Raw genomic sequence first — 20,147 nt, 5'->3', positions numbered from 1 at the left:
AACCTTTCAGGTGATGTAACTGTAAAACCACTCACAGTTACATCATCCACCCTACCCATAACGACGCGCTTACAATTGAAGCTAATGTAGAAAGCACCACTGTAAGCGATGTTTCCTTCTCCTTTACGTCATATCGTAACGCCATAACATGCGCTAAGGCCCCAGTAGGCAGCGCAGCTAAGAAAACAGCAGCCAATAACCAGTTATGATCATTAAGCCCTGCCATCCGGAAAATAGCTAAGGTAAGCAGCGGATGAATAAATAGCTTAACGACCACCAACCATACTAACTCCGCTTTACTTTGCTGTAGCGCTTTAAACTCCAAACTTGCTCCTAAACAAAACAGAGCAACCGGTACGGTTGCAGGTGCCAACAGATCCAAAGCATTGACAATAATAACCGGGAACTCAAGGGCTAATGCGGAAACTAAAACACCAAAAAACGTTGCTAAAAAGATGGGGCTACGTAAAAGAGATTTATCCAGAATCGCCAACAGTTGCTTAAACCCGCGACCATCCTGACGCTGGCTCTCAATAAGAAATTGAGTGCCGCCAATCTGGAATAGATTACCCAATAAGATAATGCTCACCATCGCCCCATAAGCGTCCTCTCCCAGCAAACCAAAAACCAGAGGAATACCCATATAAGCATAGTTAGAAAAGGTACCGTTTAATGCTCTAAAAACTAACACCTCCCGATCTTTCTCTTTAAAGAAAAAAACACATCCAAACACGGCAGTTAAAGCCGTTAATGTAGCGGCAAGAAGAAAAGCAAGCAGATACCAAGGCTGAAATAAACTATCCAGTGAGAGTTTATATACAGAGTTAAATAACAGCGCGGGTACCGCAAAATAATAAACAAACGTGTTGAGTGGGGCTAACGAATACCCTGCCATAACGGTTCGCTTACCCAGATAACCAAGGCCTATAAGAATGAAGAGGGATAGAATCGTTTCGATACCGGCCATAGACCTACACTACTCGCGTTCATTAATTGGGGAACCAATTAGATCAATTTGTTCAACCAAGGTCTATACATCATCCCCTAATATCTTCCTATTATTCTTCTAAACTAACTCTTTAATTTTATTCGTTTCGGAACTAAAATTTATTTTTGTGCAGCGCAGCAAAAATAGTGTTGACTTGGTCAAAAAACAGACTAGAATAGAATCCATATTGTGCAGCGCACAAGAACCTTAAGGAGAATTATTATGACAAACCCAGTTGATTTTCAGAAATCATTCGATGCCCTTCAATCTCTAATGAACTTGCAGGCTGCAGCGATCACAAAATCTATTGAACAGCAGAAAAAGTCTGGCGAACAGCTAACTTCTTTCTTCAAAACTGAAGCAGAGAAAGCTAAAGAGCTTAAAACTCCAGAAGAGCTAATTAAGTTCAACATGGAAGCAAACAAAGCGCTTTTCGAATTACTTAAAGGCCAAGGTGAAGCATTCACCTCTATCGCGAACGAAACACGCGAAGCTGCAATGACTGAACTACAGTCTATTGCAAAGTAATTGAATTGTTAGCAAGAAAAAAAGCCGAGCCCATGCTCGGCTTTTTTTTCCTTGTAAGAACCCACTATCATCTGTAACTTCATTAATTAAGTAATAACTTATCTAGGTCGTACGAGGGTTAGCAGTGCTTGAGGAAATTCTACTAGCGAGACAGCCAATATTGGATGTTAACTACGAAACAGTCGGTTATGAACTCTTATACCGCGATGTTAACGGCTGCCCTCCAGGTGAGCTCTTTGATGCCACCGCTGCCACATGCCAAGTACTTATTAATGCATTCACCGGCGTTTTACATAAAGGGCAAATGCGTATTCTTCCAGCCTTTATGAACGTTAATGAAGAACTTCTCTTCCACGAACTCCCCAGCTTCGCCGCTGATAACGTAGTTCTAGAAATTGTTGAAGATGTTCCAATTAACGAAGATACAATCGCGAAAGTCAGAGAGCTATCTAAAAAAGGATTCAAAATAGCCCTCGATGATTTCGTTTGGAACGATAAGTTTGCAGCCATTATGGATACAGTTGATATTGTAAAAATTGATGTGCTCGATCTTAAAGGCAAAGCGCTGTTTCATACATTAGAAAAACTAGCACCATATAAGGTTACACTCTTAGCTGAAAAGGTCGAATCTATAGTCGAGTTTCATCGCTTTCGTAAACTTGGGTTTAAGTTATTCCAAGGCTACTTTTTTGCTTATCCTGAAATTATTGAAGGGCAACGAGTAAGTGGTAGTGAATTAGTCATGATGGAGCTTCTATCTGAGCTAAACAATCCTGATGTAACACCCGAAGACCTTGAAAAGATCATATCTAAAGATCCTCGTCTCGCCCTGCGCTTATTAAAAATAGTCAATTCAGCCACTTTCTCATTACAACGGTCGATCTCAACGATCAATGAAGCAATTATTTTACTAGGCCTAACCGAATTGAAACGCTGGGCAGTCGTTGTCTCTCTTTCTGGCACTTTAGATATACCTGACGAACTCTGTCGTGAGCTGCTTATTCGCGCCAAGATGTGCGAATCTATGGCATCATATTATAATTCAGAGCCAGGTTTGTCCTTCTTAATGGGCATACTATCAGGAGCCGACGCGTTATTTTCTATTCCCATGATCGAGTTAAGTAACCATATACCGATAAGCGATGCGGTTAGTGACGCTTTACTACATCGAGAAGGTGAACTCGGCCTTATGCTAAACGATGTGATCAGTTTTTCTCATTATCAATGGGATAAACTCTCTGGCCAAGTCAACGAAAATCACTTATTAAAATCTCAAAATAACGCTATACAATGGGCTCTAGAGAGTCAAAAAGCCGCATCAATTTAAAGACATACTTCAAAACCTTCGCACATAAAACCGACCGTCCCTGACTATCATTAATCTCACTATCCCTTTTTGCTCACCTACCCTAGAATAAAGGTATCACTATATCTTAGACAGGACGTCACCATGAGTATTTTTGTCACCAGCCTTGGTGCCACTGACAATGAACTGTGCGCTCCTATATGCCATTCAATACTTAATCAAATGAGTCCGAAAGGATTCAAGTTCAGGGGTATTCCAGCGGTAGAATCCCAAATCATTCTAGAAAAGAATCAGATCAGCTTTACATTAAGCAGCTGCTACCTTAAAACCACCCCTATAATATTTGATTTTTCTGAAGCTGATCTATTTTTAGAGATTTATAGGCAAGAGAAAAAAGTCTCAAAAGAGCTACAGATACAGGTAAAGAAAAAAATAGACGAGTTAGAAAAGCTAGCAGCAGGCGACTGTATTCACGGTAAAAGCTGTGCTCATTGCGTTATAACCTCAGTCAACCGCGATCTGTTCCTCTAAGCAATTCCACCATCAACTCAGATCAAAGCTCAAAAGGTTAGGCTAGATCCAGCATGGATCTTTCTCGGACAACTTAGGCTATTATATTTAATTATCTGGTTTATCTACCCACAACATATATACCATTACCGTCTTATTTTATGAAACCTAGCCCGCACAGCTATTACAAAGGGCTTAGAACTAATTAGATAAACATCCATCGAGAAAAACTATTTCACCCCACAGTAAAATTGAAAGGTAAGTTTCCAGCATAAAATTTAAAATGCCACTTGATCGAAGATCATACAATTCTGGTATAATTACCGATTGTTTTTGATTTTTTGTTTCGGAGCATAAACGAGAAATATGACTGAAGAAGAATTAATCAGTCGCCTCTCTGCATTATCTACAGAGCAATTGGACGCTATACAGAACAGTCTATTAGAGAAAATTCGAGACAAGGACGCCAAACGAGAGCGGCTCACGAAGCTACCACCGCGAACATCCAATGATTTGGAAGCACTCGCAGACATGCAAGATTTGGATTTGAGCTCACTTTTACGTGATGTTAAACGCTATTCATAACAGTTTAACTCTTAAAAGTAATGCCGATTAAACCCGGGCTTTAACTTGGTAAAGCCCCTCATTTACTGATTTCACAGATTATATACAGGACATATATCAATGAGTCTTGCTGATAAAGTATTGGCCGTTAATAACGATCTCCCTATTCGCACAGATCAACCGATTCATAGCGGTAAAGTTCGCTCGGTTTACTGGTTAACTGAAGCTGATAGCAAACGCCTTATTAAAGAAAAAGGCTATGATGTCGCGGCTGATGCGCCGTTGGCTATTATGGTTATTAGTGACCGTATCTCAGCCTTTGAATGTATCTGGCATGGCGAAGGCGGAATGAATGGCGTGCCTGGCAAAGGGGCAGCCTTAAACGCTATATCCAACCACTGGTTCAAACTCTTCCGTGAACATGGTCTTGCAGATAGCCATATATTAGATATTCCACACCCTTTTGTTTGGATCGTACAAAAAGCAAGACCTGTCATGATCGAAGCGATCTGTCGTCAATATATCACTGGATCGATGTGGCGCTCTTATGCAAAAGGCGAGCGTGAGTTTTGTGGGATTGAAATTGCTGACGGCTTAAATAAAGACCAAAAGCTACCTGAGCTTCTTATTACCCCATCAACTAAAGGCATCCTTACCGGCATTCCTGGTGTACCTGAAGTAGATGATGTAAATATCACACGCGATGATATCAGCAATAATCACGAAGCTTTCAAATTCCGTAGCCCAGATGATATCGCCCAATATGAGAAACTACTCAAAGAGGGTTTCGATGTTATCAGTAACGCACTTGCGGAGATTGATCAGGTCTTTGTCGATACTAAGTTCGAATTTGGTTATGTAACGGATGCTGCGGGTAAGGAAAAACTGATCTACATGGATGAGGTCGGTACACCTGATTCATCACGTATATGGGATGGTCCCTCCTATCGCGAAGGCAAAGTAGTTGAAAACTCTAAAGAGGTTTTCCGTCAAGAACTGCTTAACTACTTCCCCGATCCGGATATTCTTTTAAATAAAGAGCGTATGGATGAGCGTTATGCTCTAGCTAAAGATAATGCCTTACCTGAAGCCTTATTAATGAAGGTCTCTGAAACTTATGTAGGTATCGCAGAAAAAATCATTGGCCAACCTCTGACACTTTCAGAAAACCCGAAAGCAGAAATTATCGAGATTTTACGTAACGATTACGGCTTGATCGATTAAATAAGTTTGATACAAAAACACCTAAAACGAGCAGTTATCTATACTGCTCGTTTTTTAACTAACCCGTACACAGTTTTTCCCTTCATGTTTGGCCTGATACATCGCTTTGTCTGCGCGACTAACCCAATGCTCAATACTTTCATTATGCTTATACTGCGCTACGCCAAAACTACAGGTTACCGGCATAGGTAATCCAAACTGATGCTGACAGATCTCTAATCGAAACTTTTCTGCTATTTTATGCGCTTTATCAAGATCTGTTTCAAGCATCAAAAACAAAAACTCTTCGCCGCCCCAACGGCCAAAACGATCCGTTTTGCGAGTCATCTTACTAATCAATTTAGATAACGCCAACAGTACTTTATCGCCAACATCATGGCCTAAACTATCATTTATCTGTTTGAAATTATCAATATCAAAAAAGATTACTGAAAGTGACCAATTATGGCGCTTAGCCAATTCAGTAAAGCTTTCCAATTCAGAGCGTAGTTTATGACGGCTAAATATACCGGTTAATGCGTCCTTTTCTGCTATTGTTTTTAACATCTTGTTGTAGGATATCACTTGGATGTAGCGGTATAATCCCAACAAAGCAAGTACTACACTCACACCTATTACAATCCAAATAATGGTGTAATCAACCGTATGTTTATACTCAACGACCAACCAACGGTTAATAATTGCATCCCGCTCTTCAGGGGTTATTTCAGCAATCGATTTATTTAAAATACTCTGCAGATAAGGCATATCATTTCTTATCGCAATACTAAAATCCCAGCTATCTCGCAGCTCATCACTGATCGCTATGTCCGCTATCTGAAACTCTTTAGCTATATGAGCAATATTAGCATCTGCACCTACAAAACCATCTACAGTGCCCGCTTGCAGCAAACGCAGTCCTTCAACAACATGATCTACACTTAAGATTTTAAGGTTAGGGTATCGAATGGATAGGATCTCTTGGAAAGCTGATTTATCAATGACACTTAAGGTCATTTCAGGTAAATATTTTTTATTTTCGTCAGTTTTCACGGCAATAACGGCAGGCACGCTCAAATAGGGCCGTGTAAAATCAAGATACTGACTTCTCTCTACCGTTTGCATGGCACCCGCTAAAAGGTCACAGCCTCCCGTACGAATACTTTTCAAAGATTGCTTCCAAGTAATGGAAGGGACTATTTCATACTCAAGACCTACATTACCCATTATCAACTGTAGGTAGTCAGCAAGTATGCCCTGATATTTCCCTTGCCAATAAGATTCAAAAGGATACCAGTCCGGATGAACACATACTTTCACTTTAGGGTTTTCATCAAGATAGCTCTGCTCTGCTTGGCTTAACCTATACATATTACTGAGCGGGCGGTAGATAAAATCAGAGAAATCGTAGCCTAAAAAAATACTCCCTGTAATCAGGTATACCTGCGCCATCTCATTAAACTTATTGATCGAAAGCGTGCCAAAAGTACCATTATGATCAAAGGCTAACTTTCTAAGCTCTTCTCCCTCATAAATCAACGCAGATAAAGACTTATCTTGAGAGTTATAATATTTAAAAATAACTTCCGCCGTTTCTTCTATATGCTCAAATGCATAAAGCCAGCCTCGAATAGAAGCGCGATAAAAACGGTCTGTAATTTCAGGATTTTTTTCTACAAACTCCCTAGAAGTAAACAAAATATCTGAATACATATCAAAACCATAATCTTTAGGATGTATGGTGTTGTACTCCACTCCCTGTTTTTCCAAGTGAAAAGGTTCATTCGATATATAGGATGCCATAGCATCGGTTTTACCATTAATAAGATCTTCGGGGTTGTAACTATGTTCTTGCTGATTAAAGTCAGAAACGGTGATGCCCGCCTGCAAAAGCATCGCAATGATCTCTCCAACCTTTTTAGCGTCGTTGGTGATCATGACATTTTTATTTTTCAGATCGGAAGAGAGAAGAATATTGGAATCTTTACGAGTCAAAAGCATTAACGGAGACTGTTGATAAGCCGCAAACAGCGCAACCACATCCGCTCCCGCATTTTTATCAATTAACAATGAGGTACGCGCTATGCCAAACTGGCTCTCACCCTGTATAACTTCATCAACTAGATCAAGATTAAAGTCATACTCTTTCAAACGGACATTTAAATTCTCTTCGGCATAGAAACCCTTTTCTATAGCCATATAGTAACCAGCAAATTGAAACTGATGCTTCCACAATAACCGAACATCAATGGTATCTTTAGCTGAAGCCAAGCCACTTAACAATATGAAAAATACGCTGGCAAACAGTAACCGCATAGACAACCCTTAGAATAAAAAACTCTGCACTTCAGTTTAGATCAGGAATATGAAGTTTGAACGACAAATTAGACTCAAAACCATAAGTCTTTTCTATATTGGAACAAAAACCAAGATATAGCCTTATTACATACACATTTAAACGATGAACTGAGCGGGCCGAATGAACGCACTCTCTAATGCACAGACTATTTCCCTATTAACACAGGGTCACCGACTAAAATCTACTCTAAAGCGCCTAGCGTTGAATTTTTATCTCGAGGCGAGAAATTCCACGTGTGGAGCAATAATCTGATAATGGCTTATTTCCCCACGATTAACACTACAACAAAGGCCTAAGCTTCCTCTTGCTGTTTCAACAGCTCCTACGCCATTCTCTGGTTAAGTAACTTGCCTGGGAAGCAAAACTTACCTTTAGAGTCACTCTACTTTACCCGACTCTCCATCTAGGGAGTCACAACTGCTAATTCTAGCATTTTAGCAATGATAAGGCCCGCCCACCCACTATTTCCAAGCCATCTATTCAGCCAATGAGGAGAGAAAAACATTAGCTACAGGAAAGTCGGTAATAGATTGAGGGACTCTTCGCTCAACAGAGGTATTGAACAACAACTCCACCTTACAGGTTGCAACTATAGAAGATTCAACAATACACAACGTATGTAATTTACCCTGTTTATCATTCTGCAATTAACAACTCTACTGCCGCTTTCAAAGCCGCCTCATCACAATCAAAACAGGTTCCTTTAGGTGGCATAGCGCCTTTGCCCACAACAACCGTTTGTACCATCACATCAATGCCCTGCACTATACGCGGCTCCCATGCTGCACTATCTCCGGGTTTTGGTGCCCCGCCAACACCCGCAACATGACAGCCCTTACAGTGTTTATCATAAATAACTTGACCCTCTGCGTGTACATAGGAAATAGATGACAATAGCACTAAACTAATTAGCCCTAGTGTTTTACCCATTACGATTACCTCAATTGAAATAATGAACCTGCTTGAAAAAATGCCCGTCCTAAAATCGCCCCAATTCCACAGATCCAATACTCAACTATTAGCGCCAAGAAACCATTAACCTGAATCAAAAAGTAGCCGTAAAATCTATTGATAATAAGAAACAATGATAAGCAAAAGCCTAACTCGAGCAAGCATTCATATTGCGATGGATGATTTTGGTAGAGGTTATTGCGGACTCAGTTATTTAAGTCAATTCACTGTCACTTTAGCTAAAAGGCTAGGATTGATAGTAATGGCAGAAGGGGTCGAACCGATTAAACAGTCTGAACATTGAGCACAACTAGGTATCTAACTTCATCAAGGCTGACTCTACAATAAAGCCTCAACCGCAAAAGACTTAATCACACATATTAAAAACCATGCTATGTATATAAAATAAAGTGCCGCTTACCTTAGTGCCATAAAAAAAGCGGCTATAAAAGCCGCTTTTTTAAGTTTGATGGTGACTAAGCTTATGCGCTTAATTCCAACAGTAACTTATTAAGACGAGCAACATAAGTCGCTGGATCATCCAATTGTGCACCCGCAGCTAAACCAGCCTGATCAAATAAAACCAAAGCAAGATCAGCAAAGCGATCTTCATCAGCTTCTTTATCAAGTTTCTCAATCAACGGATGTTCAGGGTTTACTTCAAACGTTGGCTTGCTATCAGGAACCGCCTGACCTGCTGCTTCCATAATCTGACGCATCTGCAGACCCATATCTTGCTCACCTAACACTAAGCAAGCCGGTGAATCCGTCAAACGAGTAGTAATACGTACATCAGCTACTTTGTCAGCTAAGCTTGCTTTCAAGCGCTCAACTAACCCTGAAAGCTCTTTAGCCGCCTCTTCCTGAACTTTCTTCTCTTCTTCAGTCTGAGTATCATCCAGATCAAGCTGACCTTTAGTTACATCTTGGAAAGCCTTCTCATCATAGTTATGCAGCTGGCTCATCATCCAATCATCAATACGATCGGTCATTAGCAGCACTTCGATTCCTTTCTTGCGGAAGATCTCTAAGTGCGGGCTATTTTTAGCCGTGTTGTAGTTATCAGCAACCACAAAGTAGATCTTATCCTGACCTTCAGGCATACGGGAGATGTAATCATCCAACGATACATTCTGCTCTTCACTACCAGTATGAGTTGAAGAGAAGCGCATTAACTTAAGAATTTTCTCGCGGTTAGTATAATCTTCCGCAGGCCCCTCTTTCAGTACCTGACCAAACTCTTTCCAGAAAGATGCATATTTTTCAGGATCATTTTTGCCTAATTTGATCAACATATCCAAAACACGCTTAGTCAAAGCAGAGCGTAATTTATCAACGTTTGCATCTTTCTGCAGGATTTCACGTGAGACGTTAAGTGAAAGGTCTTTAGTATCAATTACACCTTTCATAAAGCGAAGGTATAGCGGCAAAAACTCATCCGCTTGATCCATAATAAAGACACGCTGCACGTAGAGTTTTAAGCCACGTGGCGCTTCACGGTTCCAAAGGTCGTAAGGTGCGCGCTCAGGAACAAACAGCAGGCTGGTGTACTCCATATTCCCTTCAACACGGTTATGGGCCCATGTTAGTGGGTTCCCGAAATCGTGGGATATATGTTTGTAAAACTCCTGATACTCCTCGTCAGTCACATCAGATTTATTACGTGTCCACAACGCAGTAGCGCTGTTCACGGTTTCATCTTCAAGCTCAACAGCCTTATCCTTTTCCTCTTCGCCTTCTTCATCAAAATTAGGCGTGGCTTCTTTCTGCATAACAACAGGGATAGATATATGGTCAGAGTATTTACGGACTAAGCCACGTAGTGCAAAACCATCCGCAAAACTCTCTTCACCCTCTTTAAGGTGAAGAACAATACGTGTACCGCGCCCCTCTTTCTCTACATTGCCAATACTAAATTCACCTTCGCCTTCCGAAACCCAGTGCACACCTTCAGCCGCAGGCAAACCCGCTTTACGAGTGAACACTTCAACTTGGTCTGCAACAATGAAGGAAGAATAGAAGCCTACGCCAAACTGTCCGATTAATTGGCTATCTTTAGACTGGTCGCCCGTTAATTGAGAAAGGAACTGTGATGTACCTGACTTAGCAATAGTACCTAGATGTTCGATGACTTCATCACGGCTCATACCAATGCCGTTATCTTCAATCGTTAAGGTTTTCGCTTCTTTATCAAAACTGATGTTGATTTTAAGGTCGCCATCATTTTCATACAGGGATCCATTAGATAATGCTTCAAAGCGTAATTTTTCAGCGGCATCTGATGCATTAGAGATCAATTCACGGAGGAAAATATCCTTATTCGAATAAAGGGAATGAATCATCAAATGAAGCAACTGCTTCACTTCTGTCTGAAAACCATGAGTTTCTGTACGAGTTTCGGTAGTCATTAACACTTATCCAATATATCGATTATTACAAGAAACAGTGCTTTGCTGACAAACAACAAAGCAACCTATGAAAACAATATTGGGACGTGAAAATTCATTTCAAGCTTCAAGCTCAGCTTTTTTAATCACCGGCACTCATCATTAAAGTTTTTAAGGTCGATGATTTAAACTCGCGTCGATACAATACGTAAACAACACCTGTACTGAGCGCCATAAATATCCACGGATTAATAAACCAACCAAGAATGGCCATACAGAAATAGTATGTCCGTAAACCTACATTGAAATTATTTGCAGCCATCGAGGTCATTTTTGCAATACGATTGGCATGAGCTTCGGTTTGCAGCTCAGAAACATGCTCTTCAGGCAAGGGGGCACCACCCACCATAATCGAAACAAAACCGTATTGTCTAAGGCTCCAAGTAAACTTAAAAAATGCGTATACAAACAGCGTAATCATTAACAGAATTTTAAGTTCCCACTCACCACTGGTCGCTTTAGACGCAAAAGGTATATCAGACACAACATCAATAACTTGCTGCGTAGATCCCAAAACCGTCATTAAACCTGCCAGAATAAGCATCGTCGTGGAGGCAAAGAATGAGACCCCTCTTTCAAGGTTAGCAATCGCCGTAGTATCTGCGATTCGTACCTCACGGGTAAGCATTCTCAGCATCCACTCTTTTCTGTACATATGTAACAGACTGGCTAAGCACGGTGTTTCATAGCTTTTTTGCCGTGCATAAAACATGTAACCTTTGAAGCAGACTAAAAACCAGACTAAGGCCAAAAGATTGAGCCAGCTTTCTTGAATAAACTGGTAAACCGATACCATAAGTAGAGCCTCAACATAAAATTAATCGTGCAATGTAATACAACTCATTGTAAAACAAGTAAGAATCAAAAGAATCTATGTTTTTAATTTGGTTCTTATTTTGTTCCACACGCGCTTTGGAAATTAGCAACAATGTATATAGATCTTCAAGCACTAATCATCGTGACTTTATTTGCCTACCTTTTTTATCATTGGTGGCAATCGCAAAAAGTAAAAGAGGTCGCTCTCAATCGTATTCGCAGACAATGCAAAGAGCTAGATCTTCAGTTACTCGATGACAATATTAATCTAAGTGCTTTTTGGTTAAAACGGGCAGCTGATGGCAAGATAAGAATCTGGCGTTCTTATAATTTTGAATTTTCTTCGACCGGTGAAGAGCGCTATTCAGGCCGAGTTACTACGTTGGGCTATCAAATAACGGATGTACATTTAGATCCGCATATTCTTCATTAAAATAAATAATGAAGCTCTGTCTATTACAAATTTCAGACACAAAAAAAGCAAGACCTTAGCCTTGCTTTTTCTTACTAGAACTTACTAAGAATTAGATCTTAGTGATGTTCTCAGCCTGTGGGCCTTTCTGGCCTTGAGTTACAGTGAACTCAACTTTCTGACCTTCAGTCAAAGTTTTGAAACCGTCACCTTGAATCGCAGAGAAATGAGCGAAAACGTCTGGGCCGTTTTCCTGCTCGATGAAACCAAAACCTTTCTCTTCGTTAAACCATTTAACTGTACCAGTAGTAGACATAATGATAGTCCTATTCTTTCAGAGTAATTTTTTTTGCCTCATAAGAGACGGATTGTGCTAGAAGTGTTGCGATTACTTATGAAAAACAGGACGAGGTACTGATAAGACTTCGTAATGGTGTGCATAAATATACGTCTTACTTTCAAGCGACTTCCATTCTATAAAGCTTATTAAGCTCTGGTCAACGAAAAAAAACGCTTTTATTCAATAAAATTGCAATTAATTTCATTTATGACGAACAGGTTAAGGAAATCCCCCCTGCCCACTCAGGTGGTGCAGCAGAAAAACGACTAAATTCAGTGCGTTCATCCATAGGATTACGCAGTAACATCAACAAATCATGAACCAATGTAAAGTCCCCTTCCGTGGCCGTACGAATCGCTTCTTCCGCCATATAATTACGTAATATATATTCAGGGTTAACCGCCCGCATCTGGGCTCGACGTATAGGAAAACTGGCGACCTCTTGCTCAAGACGTGCCTCATAATCGATTAGCCACTCACTTAAAGCCGCTGGTACTTTAATCAACGCCATTAGAGCAGCGGTAGAAGCGTCAGAACCATCAAAATCCGATAAGCAACGGAAAAACCTGTTCATATCAACAGAATAAAGCGCAAACAGCTTAAGCAATGAGATCACTAGCTCTTCATCAGCGGCATCTTGTAACTGTAGCCCTAAACGCTTTCTAAACTCTGCCAGCTCTGCTTGTTTATAATGTTCTGGATACTGATCTAACACAGCCACTACATCATCACGCTCAATTAAAGGTAACAAGGCTTGCCCAAGACAGGATAAATTCCATTGAATGATTGAAGGTTGATTTGCAAACGCGTAACGGCCTTGGTGATCATTACCATTTGCAACATGGCCTGGCTTGTAATGATCCATAAAGGTATAAGGCCCATAATCAAAGGTCTCTCCAATAAGCGACATATTATCCGTATTAAGGACCGCATGAACAAAGCCGTATGCTTGCCACTTTGCCACCAAAGAAGCACTTCGCTGCACAACCTCTTTATACATAGAGAGATAAGGCTTTTCGGTCTGCAAACAATCGGGGAAATAGCGTTCTAAACAATAGTCGGCTAAAACCTTAAGCTCATCATGCTGACGGGTATAGTAAAGGTGTTCAAAATGGCCAAAACGTATATGACATTGAGTGACACGTAAAACCGTTGCACAGGGTTCCATCATCCCATTACGCATAGCTAGCTCTTCACTACCCACCAATGACAATGCCCGAGTCGTTGGAATACCTAAGCCATGCATAGCTTCACTAATGAGATACTCACGAATACTTGAGCGTAGTACAGCTCGACCATCACCAAAACGAGAAAAGGCAGTTTTTCCAGCTCCTTTCAGGTGTAGATCCCAGCGTTCGCCTTTTTTGTTAACCACCTCACCTAATAGTAAACCTCGACCGTCACCTAACTCAGGGTTATACACGCCAAATTGATGGCCGGTATATTTCATCGCTAAAGGTTCACTGCCGGGTAGAAGCTCTTCACCGCCTAAATAACCAGCGATGACTGAAGGATTAACAGCGCAAGGATCAATATCTAGTAACTGCGCAACATCGGGATTAAAACCAATTAAAAATGGATTTTTAAGCGGTGTAGGATGAAGCCGCTGATAAAAAGTTTCAGGTAGACTAAGATAACTGTTATCAAAATTAAGTGTTTTCAGCGTTGCCATTGAATAATCGTCCTACATATAACGTCCTTTTACCCTATCATTTTAGTCGGGTATTATCATCCCAAATATTATGCGGTGATAACAAAAAATGAACGCAGAAGTAAATACAGAACCAAGCTATCAAGAGAGAATATGGCAAGCGGTATCAATGATACCTAAAGGCTATGTCGCTACCTATGGGCAAGTTGCCGAACTAGCGGGATTACCGCGTATGGCTAGAGCTGTGGGTCGTACCTTGAGCCAGCTACCAAAAGACACTCAACTGCCTTGGCATAGGGTCATCAATGCAAAGGGGATGATCTCTTTCCCTAGTGAAAGCGAAGCATATAAACGCCAGCGCTTTCGACTAGAAGAGGAAGGCATCAGTTTTATCAATGGTAAAATAAAACTGAAAAGTTACCAATGGCGCCCCTAAAGATGTAACACCGCTATCTTTAATGGCGACTGACCATCCGGTGATGGGAAATCTGACTCAGGTGTTAAGAGCTCTATATTCTGAATCGGTCTACCCGCTTTTTCAGCACAACGTTTTACCACATCAAGCCATTCATCCATTGGGACTTTAGCCACGTTGTTTGTGCATATAAGAGTCCCACCCTCTTTTGTCGCTAATAGAGAGGGCTTTAACACACTCGGATAATCGCGAATAAGATCAACTGTACCAAAATGACTTTTCGCCCATCTTGGTGGGTCAAGATAGACTATATCAAACTGCTGTTGCTCCAAACGAGGGAAGGTACGCGGCTTTTGTCCACGACGAATGCGCTGTTTAACAGGGATACCAGCAAACTGCTTCACTGCAGTAAAAAAATCGCTTTGAATAAACTTGATCTGTTCTGAGTTTAAGTTATTAAGCTCTGAGTTTTCTTGGCCAATGGCCAAATTGCGTTCTGCAAAATCTACATTTACAACCGTTTCAGCACCCGCAATCGCCGCACAAAGTCCTACACCACAGGTATATGAAAACAGGTTAAGCACGCTTTTGTTCGCAGCATGCGCCTTGATGTAACGTCGACCGACGCGCATATCAAGGAAGAGAAAAGGATCTTGACCTGAATGTTTACCTTTTACCCGGTAATTTACCCCTAGCTCCTGTCCTACCAGCGTTAAGCTACGTTTATCATTAGCATCCTGCCGACGCGAGTTACTCGCACTACGATCGTTATAAATGATCTCTTCCGTAGAAAACAGTGCGCTGTAAAATGCCTCTATCTCGGCAACTTGTGTTTCATTTAGAGAATCATGAAAGCTTTGAATCAGAAGTTGAGGTCCGTAGCGATCAACCGTTAAGCCCGCCATACCCTCATTCGTACCATAAAAAAGCCGATAACAGTTTGTCTCTTCTGCATGAAGCGTTTCAAGTAAAGAGGCACGATTTTGATAAGCTTGCTGAAGTAAGGAGACTAAGTCTGTCATCTGATCTGCACTAATAAGGTAAAAGGGACTGCGATTCTACGTGGTCAAAGGCGATTAAGAAACGATAGAGATACGCCAATCATAAAGAGAGATTAGTGATCCCGTTTATAACACCAACACTCGGTTAGATGATCATTCACCATACCAATAGCCTGCATATAGGCATAAATAATAGTAGACCCAACAAAAGACATACCACGCTTTTTTAAATCTTTTGAGATGAGATCACTTATTTCAGTGGTAACCGGCACCTGCTCAAAAGAACTCCAGTGATTAATAATAGGTTTATGATCAATATAAGCCCAAAGGTAATCAGCAAAAGAACCAAACTCTTGTTGAATCGCTAGAAAAACACTGGCGTTTTTGCGTGCAGAGTAGATTTTAAGCTTATTACGTATAATCGCTGCATTCTCGCGTAAAGCTTCAAGTTCCTCATCACTCATCGCTGCTACTTTCAGCACATCAAATTGATGGAACGCTTGGCGATAGCCCTCACGCTTTTTTAAGACCGTATCCCAACTCAGTCCCGCTTGAGCCCCCTCTAACACCAGCATCTCAAATAACTTTTGATCATTTCGCTCAGGAACTGACCATTCATTATCATGATAATCTGCATAATAGCTTTGATTCGGTTTGTTACCGAAACAGCGCTTTTTCCCATCATAAATGGAAACGTCCATTTCACACCTCTGTAGCAACCATTTAACAACCGGATAAAAGCGCCTAGCCTACTCCCAACCTATTGTTTCCATATACTCTTTAACACACGCGCGTATCTCTTGCGTAGTGTGGAGTTTAAGAGCTTTTTGTAAAACAGCATGCGCATCCTTACTATCAATCATCCTAATAAGCTTTTTAATTTTAGGCAGATAAGCCGCACCAAGACTCAACGTTGAAAGCCCCATGCCAACCAATAACACAACAGCTAAAGGTTCAGAAGCAAGTTCCCCACACAAACTAATAGCTAAACCAGCTTCTCTAGCGTTTTGAACCGCTCGATTAACCTCATGTACAACGGCTGGATGTAGGGGGTCATAAAGACTCGCCACTCGCGCATTATTACGGTCCACTGAGAGTAGATACTGACTAAGATCATTGGAACCAATTGAGACAAAATCTAGTTCTTCAGCCCAAAAAGGGATCTGTGATATAGCCGCGGGCACCTCAATCATACAGCCGACTTTGGGTGGATTAACGCTAAAGCCCTCCTCCTCCAGCTGCTCTAAAGCATTACAAACCAGTTTTTTGAAGGACTGAATTTGCTCTTTAGCAGACACCATAGGTATCAATATATTTAACTGCCCCTCCGTTCCCGCTGAGAGTAGCATTGAGCGAATTTGAGTCAGTAAAAGGTGGGCATTATCCAATCCAAAACGAATCCCTCTCCAGCCTAAGGCAGGGTTCATCTCATCCTGTATAGGGAAGTATGGGAGTTGTTTATCTCCTCCTATATCAAGCACACGCATATAGATAGGGTTTGACGGAAAAGCGGCAAATATCTGCGAATAGATCTGTATCTGCTCATCTTCCGTAGGAAACGCTTGGCACGTCATAAAAGGTATTTCTGTACGATATAAACCTATGCCTTCGGCACCGCTCGCCACACTGGGTTTAATATCATTAACTAAGCCGCTGTTAGCCATTAGCTTTATTTTCACGCCATCTACTGTCTGTGCTGGTAACTCTTTAAGCTGCTTGAGTTGCTCAACCTCTTTACTGTTCTTTTTACCCGCTCTGCGATACTCATTACAGATAGCTTTACTTGGATTCTGAATAACACAGGCGTTATCCGCATCGAGTACAATTCGCTCCCCTTGAACGAAATGGTTATTTCGCCCAATCCCAAGCACCGCGGGGATACCCAAGGCATTAGCAAGCACAGCCGTATGTGATAGATAGGAGCCGTTCATACACACAATACCGGCAACAATACCGGTTGGGAATGTGGCTATATCAGTCACACTGATATCAGAACCCAATAAAATAATAGGCGTTTTCGGTAAATCTTTTACATGACTATCAACAGGACCGTTATAAATATTGAGGATTTTATTACCTAAATGGAGGAGATCATCAGCCCTCGCGGCTAAATAAGAATCTTCCATAGCCCTAAATGAATCGGCATAAGAATACAGAGCGCGCTTCAGTGCCGTTAAAATATTAGCACCGGACGTTACTTCAGACTCAATCAACACATTTAAAGCGGGATCTAGCAGTAGCATTTGATAAGCATCAAAAATACCGGAAATACTGCCATCACCTAAGCTCTGACCTAACAGAGCTTTCTCTTCATTTAAGCTAAGAACAACCTCCTCTTTAAGCGATTTCCAGCGTGCTAATTCCGCTTCGACATTATCACACTGACCCGCCTGAATCTGATCTAAACTCGCTGAGGAAAGTGTATACACCGGGGCCACAGCAATACCTGGAGCCCCTTTCACACCCTCAATGCGGAAATTTAATTGTTTTCTGCCTTTTTTTAAACGCATGACATTAGGCACAATTGCCGCTAAGTGAGCGGCAAGCGTGACTAAAAGTGCTTCATAATCTTCAGACAGCTTTTCTGCTCGCCTGTTTTGTACAACTAAACCACCAACACTTTCACCTTGTCTTACTAAAGGGACGCCACAGTAACTTTTAAAAGCTTGCTCGCCTGTACTCGGTATAAATTCGTAGCCTTTTTCTGTAGAGGCATTGGCCACGTTAATTAAGTGTTTAGATGTGATCACTCGCCCAATCAGACCTTTACCCTCACCAAGCGAGATAGGGTGATCAGCTTTCAAACCATGAGTGGCAAAAAGCGTCGGTTCACGTTTTTCATTTAACAGATACAAACTACATACATCGATAGAGAAGAGATCGCTAATGGAATCTACAATCAGCTTGATCTGCTTTTCAGGGTCGACTTCATTACTAACCCGGTTTATAAGTTTGGAAATCTGGAATACGACATTATCCATCTGATATCCCTTAAATTAACTAATTACTTAGTATTTGATTCTTTGTGTTGCTCAGCAGCTTGCACTAACTGGATCGGCAATGGCTTAGTATGCTCTCCCACATAAACACTGGTATGAGGGAAAGGTATCTCAATACCTGCCGTATCTAATGCCTTTTTACACGCGATTAAGAGTTCACTTTTCGCATCTTTTAGCTCGGCTCGTACTACCCACACTGACAGTTGCAAATCCACTGATGAAGCATTAAACATAGTTACAATACAGAAAGGATCTGGATTAACCAATGCACGAGGATGATGCAATGCAGCCTCAAGTAAAACAGTTCTTGCCGCTTCTATATCTTCGTTGTAAGCAATACCAATAACAAGATCTACACGACGTATAGGAAAGCGTGAAAGGTTTACAAAGGTAGTTTTAATTAATGTTTCATTAGGCACACGAATCATTACATTATCAAAAGTTCTAAGCTTTATAGACAGCAGGTCAATCGCTATGACCTCCCCCGTAAACTCATTCAACGTCAAGACATCGCCCACTTCAAAAGGTTTTTCAGCGATCAAAAACAAGCCACTAATTAAATTAGACGCTGATGTTTGTGATGCAAAACCTACAGCAACAGATAAAACCCCCGCCGCACCCAGCAACACACTCATGCTAAAGCCCAGCTCTTTTAAACCTGATAGGAAAAAGAGCATAAACAGTAGATAAAAAATTAACATACTGCCCAATAGCTGGTGATGGGTACTTAATTTATTATCGCTCAACTTACGAAACAGACGTGAAGCTAGCTTGGCAATAATAAAACCAACAACAATAAACAGTATGGCCCTAAACCAAGAAACAAGGGCAACGCTTTGTAAAAATTCAGGCATCATTTATCCCATTATCAACTTCATAGCTGTACGAAGCCTACTGGATTGTTTTGAATCTCTAGCCGTGGATATTTTTTCACATCCACCCAGTTCATCCGGTGGTTTTTGTGACGTAACTATAACGGTTTCACCCGTTTCAGCATCCATTCGAAATCTAATCGATTCAGTCCAGAACCCTGCGGATTCTGAATAAAACAGACTCAACATATTTAAAGGTAGTGATAAGCGCTGAATGGTTAATGGGGAATGGCTACTATCATTAACAATTTCCAACGCGGTAATTGCACGGTGCTCTTTACGGCTCACTTGGCTTAATTCAGACGGTGCTGCAGTTTTTGTGCTGTAACACAACGCACCTTCTATGGAACTGCTACCGACCCAACTCATACGCGGTATAACTGCAGGGTATTCCGTCATCACTTTTTGCGTATCTATAGTTTTTAACTGTACCCATAAGGATGTACTAACATACAACACTACCCGCCCTTTAGGGCCTAATTTAATGGGCGTATCAGCATTCACTTGATAAGGTTTATCCGCTAGTTGTAGCTCGATATAAACGGATTCCTCCTCTGGACCACTATAGAGACGTTCTCCGACCTTAACCTCTTGAGGTAAGTCGTCTATTTTTCGTAGGGCTTCACGTAAGGCTGGCTTATCTCTGCTTTGATAATTTACTGCCGTAAGAAGCTCATTGCCATTTTGTTGTAAAAAGAGTGTCAGATCTCCCAGCGCCATGGAATACCACTGCTTTTCTTCTAGATTTAATTCTTGCTGAGCAGGCTGATCAATTATATGCATTT

20 protein-coding genes are annotated in these 20,147 nt (G+C 41.1%); 7 read left to right on the top strand and 13 right to left on the bottom strand.

The annotated features are described in order from the left end of the window. Positions 1 to 37: 37 nt before the first annotated feature. Positions 38 to 967, bottom strand: a complete 930-nt coding sequence (locus tag Q4486_RS03040) for an AEC family transporter (protein WP_303518230.1) — start codon at positions 965 to 967, stop codon at positions 38 to 40. A 243-nt stretch (positions 968 to 1,210) separates the two neighbouring features. Here Q4486_RS03040 and Q4486_RS03035 point away from each other — a divergent pair, with 243 nt between their 5' ends. From Q4486_RS03035 to Q4486_RS03015, 5 genes are all read left to right on the top strand, one after another. After that, positions 1,211 to 1,516, top strand: coding sequence for a hypothetical protein (locus Q4486_RS03035; RefSeq protein ID WP_067863713.1), 306 nt, complete (start codon positions 1,211 to 1,213; stop codon positions 1,514 to 1,516). Positions 1,517 to 1,640: 124 nt separating this feature from the next. Next, on the top strand, positions 1,641 to 2,843 hold the full coding sequence (locus Q4486_RS03030; RefSeq protein ID WP_303415469.1) for an EAL and HDOD domain-containing protein: 1,203 nt from the start codon (positions 1,641 to 1,643) through the stop codon (positions 2,841 to 2,843). Positions 2,844 to 2,966: 123 nt separating this feature from the next. Further along, a complete protein-coding gene (locus tag Q4486_RS03025) occupies positions 2,967 to 3,353 on the top strand; it encodes a hypothetical protein (protein ID WP_303415470.1) in 387 nt (128 codons plus the stop codon). A 345-nt stretch (positions 3,354 to 3,698) separates the two neighbouring features. Then, positions 3,699 to 3,917 carry a hypothetical protein gene (locus Q4486_RS03020; protein WP_303415471.1) on the top strand — a complete coding sequence of 73 codons (219 nt, stop codon included), beginning with the start codon at positions 3,699 to 3,701 and terminating at the stop codon, positions 3,915 to 3,917. A gap of 99 nt (positions 3,918 to 4,016) precedes the next feature. Then, on the top strand, positions 4,017 to 5,120 hold the full coding sequence (locus tag Q4486_RS03015; RefSeq protein ID WP_303518229.1) for a phosphoribosylaminoimidazolesuccinocarboxamide synthase: 1,104 nt from the start codon (positions 4,017 to 4,019) through the stop codon (positions 5,118 to 5,120). Positions 5,121 to 5,174: 54 nt separating this feature from the next. Here Q4486_RS03015 and Q4486_RS03010 read toward each other — a convergent pair whose 3' ends face one another. The 5 genes from Q4486_RS03010 to Q4486_RS02990 all read right to left on the bottom strand — a co-directional run bounded on the left by Q4486_RS03010 (position 5,175) and on the right by Q4486_RS02990 (position 11,652). After that, entirely contained in the window at positions 5,175 to 7,415 is a 2,241-nt protein-coding gene (locus Q4486_RS03010) for a diguanylate cyclase (protein ID WP_303518227.1), read from the bottom strand. Between the two features lie 519 nt (positions 7,416 to 7,934). Further along, a complete protein-coding gene (locus Q4486_RS03005) occupies positions 7,935 to 8,105 on the bottom strand; it encodes a hypothetical protein (protein ID WP_303518226.1) in 171 nt (56 codons plus the stop codon). Next, positions 8,095 to 8,388 carry a cytochrome c5 family protein gene (locus tag Q4486_RS03000; RefSeq protein ID WP_303518225.1) on the bottom strand — a complete coding sequence of 98 codons (294 nt, stop codon included), beginning with the start codon at positions 8,386 to 8,388 and terminating at the stop codon, positions 8,095 to 8,097. Before Q4486_RS03000 ends, Q4486_RS03005 begins: the two co-directional genes overlap by 11 nt. Positions 8,389 to 8,891: 503 nt before the next feature. Continuing rightward, on the bottom strand, positions 8,892 to 10,817 hold the full coding sequence (htpG, locus tag Q4486_RS02995) for a molecular chaperone HtpG (protein ID WP_303415476.1): 1,926 nt from the start codon (positions 10,815 to 10,817) through the stop codon (positions 8,892 to 8,894). Positions 10,818 to 10,938: 121 nt separating this feature from the next. Beyond that, positions 10,939 to 11,652, bottom strand: a complete 714-nt coding sequence (locus tag Q4486_RS02990; RefSeq protein WP_303415477.1) for a DUF599 domain-containing protein — start codon at positions 11,650 to 11,652, stop codon at positions 10,939 to 10,941. 132 nt (positions 11,653 to 11,784) lie between these two features. Between Q4486_RS02990 and Q4486_RS02985 the strand changes: the two genes are divergently transcribed. Further along, on the top strand, positions 11,785 to 12,105 hold the full coding sequence (locus Q4486_RS02985) for a DUF3301 domain-containing protein (RefSeq protein ID WP_303415478.1): 321 nt from the start codon (positions 11,785 to 11,787) through the stop codon (positions 12,103 to 12,105). 91 nt (positions 12,106 to 12,196) lie between these two features. Here Q4486_RS02985 and Q4486_RS02980 read toward each other — a convergent pair whose 3' ends face one another. After that, positions 12,197 to 12,403 carry a cold-shock protein gene (locus Q4486_RS02980; RefSeq protein ID WP_368389427.1) on the bottom strand — a complete coding sequence of 69 codons (207 nt, stop codon included), beginning with the start codon at positions 12,401 to 12,403 and terminating at the stop codon, positions 12,197 to 12,199. A gap of 226 nt (positions 12,404 to 12,629) precedes the next feature. Continuing rightward, a complete protein-coding gene (locus Q4486_RS02975) occupies positions 12,630 to 14,096 on the bottom strand; it encodes a YdiU family protein (protein WP_303518223.1) in 1,467 nt (488 codons plus the stop codon). 88 nt (positions 14,097 to 14,184) lie between these two features. On the opposite strand from Q4486_RS02975, the gene Q4486_RS02970 reads away from it, so the two are divergent. Further along, entirely contained in the window at positions 14,185 to 14,511 is a 327-nt protein-coding gene (locus Q4486_RS02970; RefSeq protein WP_303415481.1) for an MGMT family protein, read from the top strand. Here the strand turns inward: Q4486_RS02970 and Q4486_RS02965 are convergent. The 5 genes from Q4486_RS02965 to Q4486_RS02945 form a co-directional block, all read right to left on the bottom strand. Beyond that, complete coding sequence (locus Q4486_RS02965; RefSeq protein ID WP_303518220.1) at positions 14,508 to 15,512, bottom strand: class I SAM-dependent rRNA methyltransferase; 1,005 nt, start codon at positions 15,510 to 15,512, stop codon at positions 14,508 to 14,510. The genes Q4486_RS02970 and Q4486_RS02965 overlap by 4 nt on opposite strands. Positions 15,513 to 15,604: 92 nt before the next feature. Further along, positions 15,605 to 16,192 carry a DNA-3-methyladenine glycosylase I gene (locus tag Q4486_RS02960; RefSeq protein WP_303415483.1) on the bottom strand — a complete coding sequence of 196 codons (588 nt, stop codon included), beginning with the start codon at positions 16,190 to 16,192 and terminating at the stop codon, positions 15,605 to 15,607. A gap of 48 nt (positions 16,193 to 16,240) precedes the next feature. Further along, a complete protein-coding gene (gene ptsP / locus Q4486_RS02955) occupies positions 16,241 to 18,472 on the bottom strand; it encodes a phosphoenolpyruvate--protein phosphotransferase (protein ID WP_303415484.1) in 2,232 nt (743 codons plus the stop codon). A gap of 23 nt (positions 18,473 to 18,495) precedes the next feature. Then, the gene (locus Q4486_RS02950; RefSeq protein ID WP_303415485.1) at positions 18,496 to 19,344 is read right to left on the bottom strand and encodes a mechanosensitive ion channel family protein; all 849 of its coding nucleotides are present in this window, start codon (positions 19,342 to 19,344) and stop codon (positions 18,496 to 18,498) included. 3 nt (positions 19,345 to 19,347) lie between these two features. After that, a complete protein-coding gene (locus Q4486_RS02945) occupies positions 19,348 to 20,145 on the bottom strand; it encodes a hypothetical protein (protein WP_303518217.1) in 798 nt (265 codons plus the stop codon). Positions 20,146 to 20,147 lie beyond the last annotated feature (2 nt).

It is taken from the genome of Neptuniibacter sp. 2_MG-2023 (assembly GCF_030547495.1).
Lineage (GTDB): Bacteria > Pseudomonadota > Gammaproteobacteria > Pseudomonadales > Balneatricaceae > Neptuniibacter.
This window is presented reverse-complemented; position numbering and strand designations above follow the sequence as displayed.